The following is a 15,263-nucleotide window of genomic DNA, read 5'->3' as shown; positions in this document are numbered from 1 at the left end:
GAACATGCCAACTGCCCTGCGTCATCATTGTTTCGCCTGGCTGCTGCTCGGCTCGGCGACGCTCGCCCACGCCGCCGACGCACCGCCGGCGAACAAAAAGGCGACGAAACCGGTGCTGGTGATCCACGGCGGCGCCGGCGTCGAACGCGCCGGCCTGACCCCGGCCGACGAAACCGCCGCACGCGCCGCGCTCGACCAGGCCCTGCGCGCCGGTCATGCGCAGCTGAAGGCCGGCAAGCCCGCGCTGGACGCCGTCACCGCCGCGATCACCGTGCTCGAGGACGCGCCGATGTTCAACGCCGGGCGCGGCGCGGTGTTCAATCACGACGGCCAGAACGAACTCGACTCGGCGGTAATGGACGGCGCCAGCCTGCGCGCCGGTGCGATCGCCGGCGTGCACCGGGTCAAGAACCCGATCCTGCTGGCGCGCACGGTGATGGAGAAATCCAAGCACGTGATGATGGTCGGCGACGGCGCCGAAGCCTTCGCCCGCGAACAGGGCGTGACGCTGGTCGATCCGTCCTATTTCCGCACCGAGAAGCGCTGGCAGCAGTTGCAGAAGGCGCTCAAGGAAGAGGCCTCGGGCAAGGCCCACGCCGATGTCGAAACCGCCAAGCACTTCGGCACGGTCGGCGCGGTCGCGCTCGATGCCGACGGCCGCCTCGCCGCAGGCACCTCGACCGGCGGCATGACCAACAAGCGCTACGGCCGCGTCGGCGATTCGCCGATCATCGGCGCAGGCACCTATGCGAACGCGCGCTGTGCGGTGTCCGGCACCGGCTGGGGCGAGTACTACATCCGCGCGGTGGCCGCCTACGACATCTGCGCGCGCGTGCAGTACGCCGGGCAGAGCATCGGCGAGGCCGCCAAGGCGGTGATCAACGAGGCGATCCCGAAGGCCGGCGGCGACGGCGGCGCGATCGCGCTCGGCGCCGACGGCCGTTTCGCCCTGCCCCTCAACACCGAAGGCATGTACCGCGGCTGGATCGGCGCCGACGGCGTGCCGCACGTGGCGATCTACCAGGACGAAGCCCTGGCGGAACCCGCCGACACGCCCTGATCGCAGCAGTACGGTTCGACCGGCCGCGACGGCCGCAACGGCCGTCGCGATTCGCTCACAGGCGTCAGCGCGCGGCGATGCGCAAGCGGTTGACCATGGCCTGCAGCTGATCCGGCGGCATGTCGTTGATCGCCTTGATGGTCTCTTCCGGCGTCATCGGCTTGCCGGTGCCCAGGCCGTCGCGCTTGCCGTATTCCATCATCAGCGGCACCACCGGGATCGACTGGTAGTGCTCGTCCTCGCCGAGATCGCCCATGATCCGCGCCGCATCGGCGTCGAAGCCGGCGTTCTGCAGGAACTCCTGCGAGCCCTTGATCTTGGCGTCCTTGTCGCGGCCGTCGGCCAGGGCCGACTGGCCGAACACCGACACGCCGATCATCACCGCGCCGACGATGGCGCCGACCGGGCCGCTCGACAAGGTCATGACCACCGTGCCGGTCGCACCCAATCCGTACAACGCCGCCTCGGCTTCCTTGTACGGGCGGTCGGACAGCAGGGCGTCGGCCATTTTGGCGATGTCGCCGGTCGCCGACAGCAGGCCCAGCGCGCGGTTCCAGTTTTCGAAGCGCACGCCGGCGCGGGCGTGGCTGTCGGCCAGCGCCGAATCGGCGTCGATCGGAATGCTGCCCGGACGGTGCATCAGATCGCGCACGTCCTTGGCCAAGCCCGCGGCATCGGCGAAGGCGCCGACCGCGTTGGCCCAGCCCGGGTCGCTGATCAGGTCGCTGCTCGATTTGGCGAAGGCCAGGCCGGCCGCGGCCACGCCGAGCGAACGGAAGGTCACGCCGGCGGGCTGATTGGCGTTGAAGCCGTCGATACCGCTCAATGCCTGGTTGAACTGCTTGAGTTGGGCCTCCATCGCCGCGGTGTCGCCCGCCGGCACGCTGGTCAAGCCTTCGAGCGCGCGGATCGCTTCGCGGTATTGCTCGGAATCCTTGCCGAGCAGGCTGGCATAGCGCGTGCTCAGCGATTCGAGCTGGGTCTTGGCGTTGGCGATGCTGGCAGGGTCGGAGGAATCGAGGTCGGAAAAGACCTTCAACGCCGCCTGCTGGATGCCGTCGTTGGCCAGGCGCTTGAGGTACTCGGCGCCTTCCTTCGACACCTTGGTGACATCGAACAGCTTGGTCGCCGCATCGGCCTCGGCGCCGATCAGGAAATCGCGGTCGCGCGCGGCGGCCAGGCCGAAGGCCTGCAGCACCGAGTCGTTGTTGGCGACCGCCTGCATTTCCTTGCCGAGGTCCGGATAAGTCGCCTTAAGGTCCTCGGGCAATGCGTTCAAGCCGCCCAGGGTGTCCTTGAGCACGTTCGCGTTCGCGGTCAGGCGTTCTTCGAGGCCGTGGAATTTCTCCAGCCAACCCGGATCGGTCTTGCCCTTGCCGGCCAGGTATTTGTCGACCGCCTGCGAGATCGCTTCCGGCGGCAGGCCTTCGGAGTACTTCAACAGGCGACCGAGCTCGCCCATCATCGACTGGTATTCCTTCAGGTCGGCGTCGATCTTGCCTTGCAGCAACTCGGCGCCGTGGCTGATGCCGCGCAGGAACACGCCGGCCTGTTCGTTCAAGCCCTGATTCTTGAGTTGCTGGGCCATCTCCAGCGCGAGCGCCGGGCTGGCGCCGTCGCGGATCGCGTTGGAGATGTTCTCCGAGAACGGCACCCACTGCCCGCGCAGCGCTTCGGGCTTGGCCAGGTACATGCTGGCGATGTCGGCACGCATGCGCTTGCCGTCCTCGCCGTTACCGAGCGCGCCGACCACGCGCGCCATGTCGGCATAGGAACTGCCGCCGAACTTCTCGCCGGCGTACATCGGCTTGACCTGGACGATGCGCATCACCGTGTCGAGGTTCTGCGTCACCACCGCATTGGCGAGTTCGGGCGGCAGGCCGTCGACCAGTTCGGCCAGGCGCTTGGCCGCCTCGTTGGCCGGCACGCGCTGCTCGCGCGGGTCGTCGCTGCTGAAATTCGCATACGGCGCCGCCACGTAGGGCTCGACCTTGTCGTTGAGCAAGCGGCCCAGCTCGGGGCTGGTCGACAAGCGCGCTTGCGCTTCCGGCGACATCGACGCCCATTGCGACTTCAGGATCGACATGACCGATTTGGCATCGCCGCCGCCGGACACCATCAGCGCGAATTCGACTTCATGGTCGATGCTGATGTCCTTGACCGTGGCCTTGATGCTCGCCTGCGCCGCCGGGTCGTCGGCGTGGCGCGCGGCGATGCTGTCGCCATAGGAGGCGATCGCCTTGGTGTCGTAGATCGCGCCGGTCGGGCGCGCGTCGAACTCGACCTGGAAACGCGCCTTCATCTCGGCCTGGATCGCCGACTTCAACTCGGCCTGGGTCTGCGGCGTGGACTGCTGGGCGTCGGCCTTGAGCGCGGCGTCGACGCGCTGCGCTTCCGGCGACAGCGTCGGCTTGTCGGCCTGGGCCGGCGCGGCGGCATGGACCACCGGATCGGCCTCGCCGTCGTGCGCGGGCGGCAACTGCAACGGCGTGTCCGGGTACAGCGCCTCCCAGTTCAACACCTGCGGGTTGGCGTCCTTGAGACTCTGTTCGTAGACCTCCTGCGGCACCGTGCCTCGGTGTTGCGCGGCGATGTCGGGCAAGGTCTCGTGGCGCTGGACCACGTGCACCGGCGCGGCCGGTTGGGTCGCGAGCTGCTGCACCGCGCGCGAAACGGAATCGAGGAAGTTGATGAAGCTCATGGCGTGGTCCGCTCGGATTCGGGCGAAAGTCGTTTGGCGGGGACCGTAGCACCGGTGCGGCGGCGGCGAACGCTAGGGCGGTCCCTAGGCCGCTGGCGGCCATGCCGCTGGCACCGGCACGGCGCAGCGCGGCGCGCTCCGGGCAGAGCGATGCGATGAGATGCGATGGGGGTGCGATGATTGGCGCCATGCCCGCCGCCCCGGACCATCGCAGCCGCGTCACCGCCTCGCCCTGGGCCGGCTTGTACGGCCCCCAGATCGACAGCGCGCGCGAGTTCGGCCGCCATTGGCACGCAACCTACGGCCTCGGCCTGCTCGAACGCGGCGCGCAGAGTTCGGCGAGCGGACGCGGCCAGGTCGACGCCCGCGCCGGCGACCTGATCACGACCAACCCCGGCGAAGTGCACGACGGCCGTCCGCTCGGCGGCGCACGGCGCTGGCGCATGCTCTACCTCGATCCGCAGCTGATGCATTCGATGAGCGCGCCCTGCGTTGCGCCGTCGCTGGCGTCGGCAGGCTCGCTGGAGCTGGTCCGCCCGGTCATCCGCGACGCCCGATTGCAGGGCTTGCTGTTGCGCTTGTTCGCCCGTCTCGACCGCTGGAACCAGGGCCAGGCCCACGACGACGACGGCCTGGCCTGCGAAGAAGCCCTGGTGCAGGTCTGCGCGCAATTGCTCGAACGCCACAGCACCCAGGCGCCGGCGCCGGCAGTGTCGGCCGACCTCGCCCAGGTGCGCGAACGGCTCGCCGACGACCCGCAGCGGGCGCCAAGCCTGGACGAACTGGCGGCCCCGTTCGGGCTGACCAAGTACCAACTGCTGCGCCGCTTCCAGCGCGCCTACGGTCTGCCGCCGCACGCTTGGCTGGTCCAGCAGCGGGTCGAGCGCGCCCGCGACCTGATCCGGCGCGGCCGCAGCCTGACCGATGCCGCAGCCGACAGCGGCTTCGCCGACCAGAGCCATATGACGCGTGCGTTCGCGCGCCAGTTCGGTTTCACCCCGGGCGCCTGGCAGCGGGCGGCAGCGGCTCGCCGGCCGCGCAACGACGGCGCCGCACCGCCGCAATAAGCTTCAAGACGCGCGGTCGAGGCCGCACGAGACTGCCGTCTCCGTCCTCGATGCCGCCGCCATGACTTCCAACTACGTCCACGGTTATCACCCGCGCGAACACGCACGCCTGCAGGATCAGGCCGGCACCCTCGCCGACCTGCTGCACGCCGACACCGTCTATCCGCCCGGCAGCCGCGTGCTCGAAGTCGGCTGCGGCGTCGGTGCCCAAACGCTGACCCTGGCCCGACGCAGCCCGGGAACACAGTTCACCTCGATCGACCGTTCCGCCGAGTCGGTCGATGAAGCGCGCCGGCGCGCCAACGCGGCCGGCCTCGACAACGTCGAGTTCCTGCAGGCCGATCTGTTCGAGCTGCCGTTCGCGGACGGCAGCTTCGATCACGTGTTCGTCTGCTTCGTGCTCGAACACCTGGCGCGTCCGCTCGCGGCCCTGGCCTTGCTCGACCGCGTGCTCAAGCCCGGCGGCACGATCACGGTGATCGAAGGCGACCACGGCACGATCTGCTTCCACCCCGACAGCGCCGCCGCACGCGCGACGATCGATTGCCAGGTCGAACTGCAACGCCGCGCCGGCGGCAACGCCCTGATCGGTCGCAGCCTGTATCCGCTGCTGGTCGCGGTCGGCTTCGACCGGGTCGCGGTGTCGCCGCGCATGGTCTATGCCGATGCCGGCCGTCCCGCGCTCGTCGACGGGTTCACCGACAAGACCTTCTGCGCGATGGTCGAAGGCGTGCGCGATGCCGCGATCGCCGCCGGGCTCAGCACGCCGGCCGCGTTCGACGCCGGCCTCGCCGACCTGCGCCGCACCACCCGCGCCGACGGCACTTTCTGCTACAGCTTCTTCAAGGGCGTGGCGGAGAAATGGCGGCGCGCCTGAGCGCGATCAGGCCAGCTCGGCGACGAGGGTCTCGACCTCGGCCAGCCATTGCGCGCGCTGCTCGGCGCTGCTGCCCGATACCGGCCCGACCATCCGCCTGATCACGCTGTCCACCCCGCACAACCCGAACACGCAGTGCTTCCAGATCGCCTCGAGCGGATCGCCGAATACCGCCGCCTCTCGCTCCGGCGGCGTGTTCGAGGTATTGACGACAATGGCGTGGCGCGCTCGCAGCAGACCGACCGGCACGCCCTCGTAGGACACGCCCGGCGGATAGCCATAGGCGGTGCCAAGCCGGAACACCCGGTCGATCCAGCCCTTGAGGATCGCCGGCGGCTGGCCCCACCAGTTCGGATGGAACACCAGGATCAGGTCGGCCTGCGCGAGTTCGGCGCAATGCTGTTCGACCAGGGCATCGGCCGATGCGGTGTTGGCGCTTTCGCCCGTGGGCTGGACCGGATCGAAACCCTCCGCATTGAGATCGTGAAACGCGATTTCGTAACCGCGTACGGCAAGCGTGCGCTGCGCGAGCTGGGCCATGGCGTGGCTCAAGCTGAGCGGATCGGGGTTGGCGACGATGATCGAAGCGAGCATGCGGAAGGCCGGAAAGTGAAAGCGGAGACGAGGCGAGACAGTACGGCGCTCACGCCGACCACCGTGCCGAGCTTGGGACGCTAATGGACGATTCGCGATCAGGCAATGGCCGCAGCGAATGTACGCGATCGCCTGGGCAAAGAGGCCGGCCTCGGGGCTTACTTGCGTGTGCGCGGCGCCTTCGCCGCGGCCTTGCGTGCCGGCACGCGCGCCGCCTTGGCCGTCACGCGGGCGACGACGGCGGCGCTGTTGAGCTCGCGCAGCGCATCCTTGCCGACCCAGCGCGGCGCGGCGTCTTCCGAGGCGGCTAAGCGTTTCGCCGCGGCGAGCGCTGCGGCGTGCAGCACGGCATTGCGTTTGCCGATCGAACGCAGGGCCCAGTTGACGGCTTTCTTGACGAAGTTGCGTTCGTCGCCGGCACCCGCCTCGATGAGTTCCAGCCCATGCAGGAAGGCTTGGTCCGGGGCGGCTTTGTCGTGCACGGTCTTGCTGGCCAGCAGTGCGAACGCCGCGCGCTTGAGGTATTCGTCGCGACGCCCGGCCCATTGCCCGATCTTGCGCCAGGCGTGCGGGCTGCGATCGAACAAGGCGAAGCAGACGGTGTCGCACACCGCCCAGTTGTCGAATTGGCGGCCCCAGCGATCCATCTGCGCGGCGCTGACTTGGGCCGGGTCGTCGAGGTAGGACGCGAGCAAGCGCGCCTCGTACCAGCCGCTGCCCCACAAGGCCTCGGCGAGTTCGCGGTCGCGGCCGAGGCGTTTGGCGATGCCCTGGATCGAGGCCATCGGCACGCCGAAGGCGCGCTCGGTGGGGATCGCGTAGCGCGCCAAACCATCGCGATGGCTCGTGCTGGCGGCGGCGCGCAGTTGCGCCAGCGCATCGCCCAAGCGTTCGGCGAGCGGCGGTGGCGATGCGGCCGGAGCCTCCCGCGTGGAAGCCGCCTGTTTGGAAGCCGCCCGCTTGCTCGCGGACGGCGTGCGGGTCGCCTTGGCAACGGCCTGAGTGGCGGCAGTGCGGGCCATGTCCTTACCCTCGCGAAGACGGCGACGCCAATGTACTCATCGGCGCCGCCGTCCGCCATGTCCCGACGCTTGCGATCAGACCCGCCGCATCAGACCTCGGTCGAGCCGGTCTCGGTCTCGCTCTTGGCCGGCGCCGGACGCAGCAGGCTCAGGGCGATGGCAGCGCCGATGATCGCGGCGACGCCGAGCAGCGAGACCAGGATCGGCACCTTGTACACGTCGATCAACAGCATCTTGGTGCCGATGAACACCAGCACCAGGGCCAGGCCGTAGGGCAGCAGATGGAAGCGGTCGGCCATGCCCTGCAACAGGAAGAACATCGCGCGCAGGCCGAGCACGGCGAACACGTTCGAGGTCAGCACGATGAAGGGGTCTTCGGTGATCGCGAAGATCGCCGGGATCGAGTCGACGGCGAAAATCACGTCGGTGACGCCGATCAACACGATCACCACGAACAGCGGCGTGTACCAGCGCTGGCCATCGCGCTGGATCGAGATCGCCGCGCCGTGGTAGCCGTCGGTCAAGCGCAGATGGCTGCGCATCCATTTCAGCAAGGGGTTGCTGTCGAGGTCGGGCGCCTTGCCGGCGGCCAACAGCATCTTGATGCCGGTCACCACCAGGAACACGCCGAACACGTACAGGATCCAGTGGAACTTCGCCAACAACAGGGCGCCGGCGAAGATCAGGATCGCGCGCAACGCGATCGCGCCGAGCACGCCGATCACCAGCACCCGCTGGCGTTGCTCCTCGGGCATGGCGAAGTAGGAGAACAGCATCAGGAACACGAAGATGTTGTCGACCGCGAGCGATTTCTCGACCAAGTAGCCGGTCAGGAACTCCAGGCCGATGCGGTTGCCGATCTCGGCGCCGGACTGCTGGGTCACCCACCACCACAGGCCGGCGTTGAACGCCAGCGCCAGGCCGATCCAGCCGACGCTCCACCAGGCGGCCTCCTTGAAGGTCACCTTGTGCGGCCCGCCGTGGCGCATCAGCACCAGATCGACGAGCAAGGCGACGACGACGAAGGCGACGAACGCCCCCCAGAGCATCGGACTTCCGATGGTTTGCATGTGGTTCTCCCGGAGATGAAAAGCTGACGGCAAACTGCGCGACCGCAGCCGCGAGGCGTCATTCATCCGGAAGGAATCGGGGAGGATGGGCGCTTCGCCGCTGGCGGCGAAGGTCTTGCCCGCGTACGGCCGGATCGATCGATCCAAGGTCCGGACGCCTGTCGCACCGGGGCGGTAAGCCCGTAATGACGATACGACAGCGGGAGCTACTCCCCTTCTGGCGCGCACCTTAGCACGGGTGCGGCTGAATTTCAGTTCAGGTTACCGGGGCGCCTGGGCCCGGGCTTTCAGGGCAGGAGCGGCGCGAACCGCGACCAACCGCAGCAGCCGAATACCACGCAAGCATCCGAAGCGGCATAGTCCCGGCCGACTTCAGGCATCCGGCATCCGGCATCCGCCCACCACGCTTACGTACATCGCTTTGGTCTGTCGCGGCTTGTGACCGGAGGAAATCCCCGGGACGCCGCTCCTACCCTCGAGCGACGATCAACGCGGGCTGCGATACACAGCCACGCTCGCCAGGCGCGGCGTGTCATAAGCATGCTCGATGCTCACGCGCAGGCGATGGGTGCGCACGGGGTCGAAGCGCTCCAGGCGCTTGTAGCCGATGGTCGTGCCCCAGGCGAACGGCTGCCAGACGCCATCGCGCCAGTGTTCGACGCGATGGTTGGCGATGTGCTGACCGTGAACGATCGCTTCCTGCAGGCACAACAGATCGAATTCGATCTCGCGTTCGAGTTCGAACTCGATCCAGCCGCTGCGCGCATCGGCCGTCGATGCCCAATACGAGTCCGCCTCGCCGTCGAGCACGTGCGCGGGCGCATGGCCGTCGGCGCTCGCGCTCGCATGCAGCCGCGCCCCGGCGAGCAGATTGCCGCCGGCGAACAGGGCCTGTCGTCGTTGTCCGAATGCGGCCAGGTTGGCGACGTCGGTGGCGTGGAAACGGCCTTCGCGGGTCGGCGGCACATTGAGCAGCAACTTGCTGTTACGCCCGACCGAGCTGAAATACAAGTCGATCAGCTGTTGCGCGTTGCGTACCTTCGCGTCTTCGGCCGCATGCCAGAACCAACCCGGGCGGATCGAAACGTCGGTTTCGCCGGGGCGCCAGACCGAACCGTAAGGGTCGCCCTGCTGCAGGGCTTCGCCGACCCATGGGCGGTCGAAGCCGGCATAGGGCACGCGCGCCGGGTCGACCGAAGCCCAGCAGGTACTGCCGGCGACGCCGCGTTCGTTGCCGATCCAACGCACGTCGGGGCCCGCATCGGAAAACACGATCGCATCGGCTTGCAACTCGCGCACGGTGCGATGGATGCGCGGCCAGTCGTAGGCCTGGCGTTTGCCGTTCGGGCCTTCGCCGTTGGCGCCGTCGAACCAGACTTCGACCACCGGGCCGTAGTTGCTCAACAGCTCGGTCAGCTGTGCGATGTAGAAGTCGTCGTAGGCCTGCCCGCTGCCGTAGCGCGGTTCGTGCCGGTCCCAGGGCGACAGATAGAACCCCACGCCGAGGCCTTCGGCGCGACAGGCATCGACGAACTCGCGGACCACGTCGCCGCGGCCGTCGCGCCACGGGCTATTGCGCACGCTGTGCGCGGTGGTCGCGGTCGGCCACAGGCAGAAACCGTCGTGATGCTTGGCGGTCAGGATCAGGCTGCGGAAACCGCCGGCCTTGGCCGCGCGCGCCCACTGCCCGGCGTCGAGTTGCGTCGGCGCGAACACCTGCGGGTCTTCGTCGCCCTCGCCCCATTCGCGATCGGTGAAGGTGTTGACGGTGAAATGCACGAACAGCGCCAGCTCTTCGCGTTGCCAGGCCAATTGCTGCGGCGTGGGCCGCGGCCGCGACAAGGTTTCGCGTTGTGCGCTCGACGTTGCCGGGTGCGCAGAAACCGTCGGCGCGGCGCCCAATGCCACGGCGCCGGCACCGCCGGCGATCAGGAAACGACGTCGATCCATGGAACTCCTCGCGTTGCGGCCGCGACCGATGCGGTCTACGGCGGTATTCGATGATCCGAGTCTAGTCGCAGTGGCGCGTCGCTCACAGGCGTGCGCGGATGAATCCGCATGCGTACTCGAATCCACGCACATGCTTATGCGATGTCTGGACAGACATTGGAATTTTTTGGAGATTCGCACCTGCGTCAAAAACCTTATCGCTTTCGCGATGACGGCGGCCGATCGACGACGCACAACGGTTGACCGCATCGGCATCGGTCTGTTCCGATGCCTGCGGTTCGTCACCGCCGGAGCAATAGCATGTCGTGTACGCGTCGCCCCCAGCATCGTTCGCCCCATCGAGCGTCCCTCACCGCCGCGTTGCTTGGCGCCTTGTGGGCGACGGCCGGCAGCGCAATAGCGGCGACGCCGGCCGCTGACGCGCCCGCACCGGTGGTGACGGCGCCGAGCGAGAGCCAGGCCACGTTCGATGCGCGCATGCGCTGGTGGCGCGAGGCGCGCTTCGGCATGTTCGTGCACTGGGGCCTGTACTCGGGCGCGGCCGGGCGCTGGAACGGCGAGCCGATCAAGGGCTCGGCCGAATGGATCCAGCGCAATGCGCACGTGCCGACCGACGAGTACGCACGGCAGATGTTGCCGCTGTTCAAGCCCAAGCCCGGCTTCGCCCGCGAATGGGCGAAGCTGGCCAAGAACGCCGGCGCGAAGTATCTGGTGTTCACCAGCAAGCACCACGAAGGCTTCGCCCTGCACGACAGCGCGGTCACGCGCTTCGATGCGAAAGACGCGGTCGACCGCGATCTGGTCCGCGAGATCGTCGACGCCGCGCGCGCCGAAGGCCTCAAGGTGGGCCTGTATCACTCGGTGATCGACTGGCATCACCCGGCCTACCCGTATCGCGATTTCGCCCGCCTCGAACACCCGCTGCCGCATCCGCTCGAGAAAGCCACCGACCGGGACGATCCCGACTACGCCCGACGCGCGAACCTCAAGGCCTATCAGGATTTCCTGCAGGCGCAGGTGCGCGAGCTGGTCGAGCACTACGGCCCGATCGACGTGCTGTGGTGGGACTATTCCAATCCCGGCGCCGAAGGCGAAACCTGGCGTGCCGGCGAGTTGATGACGATGGTGCGCGCCGCGCAACCCGCCATCGTCATGAACAATCGCTTGTATCGCTCGCTCGGCTACGACGATCCGCAAGGCAGCCTGCGCTGGTTCGATCGCGCGCACGGCGACTTCACCACGCCCGAGCAGGCGATCCCGGCGCAGGGCATGGCCGGTGTCGACTGGGAAGCCTGCATGACCATGAACGGCACCTGGGGCTATAGCGCGCTCGACGACCAGTGGAAATCGACGCGCGAGCTGGTCCGCAACCTCGTCGACACCGCCAGCAAGGGCGGCAACTTCCTGCTCAACATCGGGCCGGAGGCCGACGGCAGCGTGCCCAAGGCCAGCGCGACCCGGCTCGAACAGATCGGCGCCTGGCTGCGCCGCAACGGCGAATCGGTATACGCCACCCAGGCCAGCCCGCTCGACGCGGTCGCCTGGGGGCGCATCACCGCGAAACCCGACCGCATGTATCTGCACGTGTTCGAACGCCCTGCCGACGGCCGCTTGCGCCTGGACGTCGACGGTGCCCGTCGCGCACGTCTGCTCGACGGCGGCGCGGCATTGACGACGCGGCGCGAAGGCCGGCAACTGATCGTCGAGTTGCCCAAGCAGTTGCCCGACGCGATCGACACCGTGATCGAGCTGGTTCCGACAGAATCCTGAGGCCGCCGATTGCGACGAAGTTGTGCCGTTTTGTGCGCGCGGCCCGGTCTGCCTGACGCTGTGGGCCAACGCGGGTGCCGCTGTTGGCGTGCATCTGCCGTAGTGGGTCAGATTGTTGATGGCCGCACATCGGCAGTCACAGATTCGACGAGACGTACATCAATAAATCGCCTTGATATTCAAATCTTTACGCGTTTTTTCCATCACACGGCGTTGACGTAAGCCCCTCGTAAATAGCAAGGACGTCAGGGGGCGTCATCAATGAAAAATATCGAAGTTTTCAGCATTGCCACTGCGCGCATCTGTGCAGCGGCGCTAGAACAGCATCCCGTCGTAGCCCGCTTCAACGCCGAGGAATCGGCGCGACATATCCCAGGCCTGGACCCGGCCAATCGCGAAGACATGGCTGCCGCGGTATTGGCTTGCGGCGCCACGTTCGAATGGTTGCTCGACGAAGGCTATCTGCGCAGCAACGCCTGCGTGAAAGAGTCCTTGAACGGTGTGGCCTTCGTCCACATGGCCTTGCGCTATCGCCTGACCGAGAAAGGTTTCGCGGTGCTCGGCGCGCAGGCGCATTCCACCGACGAGAGCAAGACCATCGGCGAGCGTCTGGTCGCCGCGGTCAAACTCGGCGGCGCGGACCGGATCAAGGAATCGGTCAAGCTCATGATCGGCGCCGGCGTCGGATCGCGCACGCTGTTGCAGGCGATAGGCTGACCCGCAACACGCATCGACCCGTATTCGATCTGCCGCAACGCGAATCTCCGTTGCCGTCGCCGGCAACGGCATCGTCCGGTGTCCAGCGCCCGCAGGCTCGCTGCGGGCGTTGGAAGCTGGTTCGTCGCGACGGCATCGTGCGCCACCCATCGCAGCGGCCGACGAAGCGATCGTCGGCCGCTCAAACGCCGCTTCGGAGCGCCGGCTCAGGGCGTCGTGTAGCTCAGCAATAGCTGCGGCGCGTTCGCGCCTTCGCGCGAGGACCAGTCGACGCCGTCGGTGACGCCGGAGGCCGCCACCAGGATCACGCCGTTGTTGGCGACCGTGCCCGCGGCCCAGTTCTTCACCAACTGGAGGCCGGCGGCGTTGAGGGTCACGTACTGCGCGCCGGTCGCACTCGGGGTGACCGAACCGAGCTTGGTGCCGAGCGTGGCTCCGCTGTAGGTCGCGTTGCTTTCGCTCCAGCTCGTCGTGACCTGGTACAGGTCGTAGACGCCGGTCGCGCGATCGCTGACCTGCAGCTTCACCTGCGCCGAGACCAGGTTCAGACCCGCGGCGCTCGTGACGTTCCAGCCCATCAGACCGCGCAATTGCTGGCCGCCGTCGCTGCCGTCGGCATACAGTACCGCGGTATTGACGCGGCTGCCGCCGGATTTGACGGTGACGTCGCGCACCGCATTGAGGGTCAGCGACTGCGAGGGATTGCCGCCCTTGTTGCAGGTGCCGGTGAAATGATCGGTATAGCTGCTGCCGGCGCGCGGCACGAAGTCGCCGGTGTAGCCGGTCGCGGTCAGGGTCAGCTTGAGCACGCCGTGGGTGTTGTCGTTGCTCGCTTCCAGCGAGGCATGGCTGCCGTCGATGTCGTAGAACGCGCGCCCGCCTGTGCCGATCAGGATCTGGCGGATGCCGTCGCTGGCCGCGGCCTGGCTCGGATTCATCTTGCCGTAGCGCTGGTAGTTGTGGTCGTGGCCCACCAGGACCAGATCGGCTTTGGCCGCATACAGCGCATCCCAGAACGGCTTGACCTGGCTGTAGCCACTATAGCTGCCCCGGCTCACCAGCGGGTGATGGAAATACGCCGCGGTGCAGGGCTTGGTATTGGCGGCAAGATCGTTCTTGAGCCAGGTGATCTGGGTCGACGACACCGTGCCGCCGGTCATCGTGTTCAAGGCGATGAAGTGCCAGTCGCCCACATCCCAGCTGTAATAGCCCTTGCTGCGATTACCGGCCGGACCATCGGCGTTGCCGACACCATTGAAGTAATCGAAGTAACCGCTGGCGCCACTGGTGTAGTACTCGTGGTTGCCCGGCGAGGGGCTGGTCAATGCCTTGAAGCGGCCCCAGGTCGGTGCGTAGCGGTTGTTGAATTCGCTCAACGTGCCGCTGTCGTAGGCGTTGTCGCCCGCAGTGAACACCGCGGTCGGGTTGATCGAAACGATCAGATCGGACGTGCCCTTGCACGCGGTGCCGCTGGTGTCGCAGATGTCGCCGGCGCCGGCCACGACCACGCTCGCCAGTTCCAGCGCCGTCGAGCTGTATTCATAGCGGTCGAGCTGGAAGGCGCTGTCGGGCTGGCTGAAATACGGCTTGATGTCGACGCAGTCGCCACGCAGGGCGCGGGTGTGGAAGCTGCGGTCGTTCCAGTGCTTGCCTTCGAACACTAAGCGGTCGCCGCCGCTGCTGGTCAGCACCAGCGAGTCGTAGCCGCCCAGGTTGAGTTGCTTGAACCCCAGGCGCATCCACTTGGCGCCGCTTTCGCAGACGCGGTCGAGCGCAGCGGCCTTGGCCAGCGGCGTCGCCTTGGGCGCCGGCACCGGCTTGCTGAAGGTGTCGTCCTCGGACAGCTGCAGCGTGCGCTGGCTGGCCGATGCGGGCGCGAGAACGGCGGCGATCAACAACGAGGCGATCGCGCCCTGGGCGGGCAGGCCCTTGAGCATGGGGTTCACTGGCTGTCTCCGTAACGGTGATGGCGGGCGGGTAAGGGTCCGGGCGGACCACGAACGTTGCGGAGTGTGGCCGCTAAACGACTACACGATTGCGACGGATTCCCCGCCCGTTGCGGGGCCACGTGCGGCTGCCGTCACAGATCGATGTCTGGCCGACGGGCGGTCGCCGAAATCGGTGAAAACAATGTGTTTTCCGTAGGTATTCGGCGGGTGCCGCTGGCATGGGGCGTCGGCCGCCGCGAGCTCTGCAACTGCTCCGAAGTAGCCTGCGAATCCTTACCTCCTGTAGGAGCGACGTGAGTCGCGACCAAGGGACGAGTAGAGGCCATGGCGCAAATGACGCCCATCGAAGCGGCGCACTTTCGCGGGGGTAGGAGCGGCGCAAGCCCCGACCGCGTTCCTTCCGCGATTTACGTGAGCTGCGGCGCTGAACTGCCGTTGCCGTTGCCGTTGCCGTTGCCGTTGCCGTTGCCGAGATTTTGATCTGCT

11 protein-coding genes are annotated in these 15,263 nt (G+C 67.5%); 5 read left to right on the top strand and 6 right to left on the bottom strand.

All coding sequences use genetic code 11. The features are described 5' to 3' along the window. Positions 1 to 4 precede the first annotated feature (4 nt). Complete coding sequence (locus EX88_RS0111260) at positions 5 to 1,060, top strand: isoaspartyl peptidase/L-asparaginase family protein (RefSeq protein ID WP_081930877.1); 1,056 nt, start codon at positions 5 to 7, stop codon at positions 1,058 to 1,060. 64 nt (positions 1,061 to 1,124) lie between these two features. On the opposite strand, the gene EX88_RS0111255 is transcribed toward EX88_RS0111260, so the two are convergent. Then, on the bottom strand, positions 1,125 to 3,761 hold the full coding sequence (locus EX88_RS0111255; protein WP_031372090.1) for a LysM peptidoglycan-binding domain-containing protein: 2,637 nt from the start codon (positions 3,759 to 3,761) through the stop codon (positions 1,125 to 1,127). A gap of 188 nt (positions 3,762 to 3,949) precedes the next feature. Between EX88_RS0111255 and EX88_RS0111250 the strand changes: the two genes are divergently transcribed. Next, complete coding sequence (locus EX88_RS0111250) at positions 3,950 to 4,828, top strand: AraC family transcriptional regulator (RefSeq protein WP_031372089.1); 879 nt, start codon at positions 3,950 to 3,952, stop codon at positions 4,826 to 4,828. Between the two features lie 61 nt (positions 4,829 to 4,889). Beyond that, positions 4,890 to 5,705 (top strand): methyltransferase domain-containing protein, encoded by an 816-nt coding sequence (locus EX88_RS0111245; RefSeq protein WP_031372088.1) that lies wholly within the window; start codon positions 4,890 to 4,892, stop codon positions 5,703 to 5,705. A 6-nt stretch (positions 5,706 to 5,711) separates the two neighbouring features. Here EX88_RS0111245 and EX88_RS0111240 read toward each other — a convergent pair whose 3' ends face one another. From EX88_RS0111240 to EX88_RS0111225, 4 genes are all read right to left on the bottom strand, one after another. Then, a complete protein-coding gene (locus tag EX88_RS0111240; RefSeq protein WP_031372087.1) occupies positions 5,712 to 6,299 on the bottom strand; it encodes an NAD(P)H-dependent oxidoreductase in 588 nt (195 codons plus the stop codon). 158 nt (positions 6,300 to 6,457) lie between these two features. Next, complete coding sequence (locus tag EX88_RS0111235; RefSeq protein ID WP_081930876.1) at positions 6,458 to 7,321, bottom strand: DNA alkylation repair protein; 864 nt, start codon at positions 7,319 to 7,321, stop codon at positions 6,458 to 6,460. A gap of 89 nt (positions 7,322 to 7,410) precedes the next feature. After that, positions 7,411 to 8,391, bottom strand: coding sequence for a TerC family protein (locus EX88_RS0111230; protein ID WP_031372085.1), 981 nt, complete (start codon positions 8,389 to 8,391; stop codon positions 7,411 to 7,413). Between the two features lie 486 nt (positions 8,392 to 8,877). Further along, positions 8,878 to 10,341: an alpha-L-fucosidase gene (locus EX88_RS0111225; RefSeq protein WP_081930875.1), complete on the bottom strand. Its 1,464-nt coding sequence runs from the start codon at positions 10,339 to 10,341 to the stop codon at positions 8,878 to 8,880. Between the two features lie 300 nt (positions 10,342 to 10,641). On the opposite strand from EX88_RS0111225, the gene EX88_RS0111220 reads away from it, so the two are divergent. After that, positions 10,642 to 12,111, top strand: coding sequence for an alpha-L-fucosidase (locus tag EX88_RS0111220; RefSeq protein ID WP_161786115.1), 1,470 nt, complete (start codon positions 10,642 to 10,644; stop codon positions 12,109 to 12,111). A gap of 261 nt (positions 12,112 to 12,372) precedes the next feature. Next, on the top strand, positions 12,373 to 12,828 hold the full coding sequence (locus tag EX88_RS0111215; protein ID WP_152566223.1) for a hypothetical protein: 456 nt from the start codon (positions 12,373 to 12,375) through the stop codon (positions 12,826 to 12,828). Positions 12,829 to 13,034: 206 nt separating this feature from the next. Here the strand turns inward: EX88_RS0111215 and EX88_RS0111210 are convergent, their stop codons facing one another. Continuing rightward, positions 13,035 to 14,765, bottom strand: a complete 1,731-nt coding sequence (locus EX88_RS0111210) for a DNRLRE domain-containing protein (protein ID WP_051884990.1) — start codon at positions 14,763 to 14,765, stop codon at positions 13,035 to 13,037. Between the last annotated feature and the right edge of the window lie 498 nt (positions 14,766 to 15,263).

Origin of the sequence: Lysobacter antibioticus, from assembly GCF_000731095.1 — a bacterium.
In the GTDB taxonomy this organism is placed as follows: Bacteria; Pseudomonadota; Gammaproteobacteria; order Xanthomonadales; family Xanthomonadaceae; genus Lysobacter; species Lysobacter antibioticus_B.
This window is presented reverse-complemented; position numbering and strand designations above follow the sequence as displayed.

Bases quoted from the DNA above. Each gene is read 5' to 3' on its own strand.
- EX88_RS0111245 (WP_031372088.1), top strand. From the start codon at position 4,890: ATGACTTCCAACTACGTCCACGGTTATCACCCGCGCGAACACGCACGC.
- EX88_RS0111255 (WP_031372090.1), bottom strand. From the start codon at position 3,761: ATGAGCTTCATCAACTTCCTCGATTCCGTTTCGCGCGCGGTGCAGCAG.
- EX88_RS0111230 (WP_031372085.1), bottom strand. From the start codon at position 8,391: ATGCAAACCATCGGAAGTCCGATGCTCTGGGGGGCGTTCGTCGCCTTC.
- EX88_RS0111250 (WP_031372089.1), top strand. From the start codon at position 3,950: ATGCCCGCCGCCCCGGACCATCGCAGCCGCGTCACCGCCTCGCCCTGG.
- EX88_RS0111225 (WP_081930875.1), bottom strand. From the start codon at position 10,341: ATGGATCGACGTCGTTTCCTGATCGCCGGCGGTGCCGGCGCCGTGGCA.
- EX88_RS0111215 (WP_152566223.1), top strand. From the start codon at position 12,373: ATGAAAAATATCGAAGTTTTCAGCATTGCCACTGCGCGCATCTGTGCA.
- EX88_RS0111240 (WP_031372087.1), bottom strand. From the start codon at position 6,299: ATGCTCGCTTCGATCATCGTCGCCAACCCCGATCCGCTCAGCTTGAGC.
- EX88_RS0111220 (WP_161786115.1), top strand. From the start codon at position 10,642: ATGTCGTGTACGCGTCGCCCCCAGCATCGTTCGCCCCATCGAGCGTCC.
- EX88_RS0111235 (WP_081930876.1), bottom strand. From the start codon at position 7,321: ATGGCCCGCACTGCCGCCACTCAGGCCGTTGCCAAGGCGACCCGCACG.
- EX88_RS0111260 (WP_081930877.1), top strand. From the start codon at position 5: ATGCCAACTGCCCTGCGTCATCATTGTTTCGCCTGGCTGCTGCTCGGC.
- EX88_RS0111210 (WP_051884990.1), bottom strand. From the start codon at position 14,765: ATGCTCAAGGGCCTGCCCGCCCAGGGCGCGATCGCCTCGTTGTTGATC.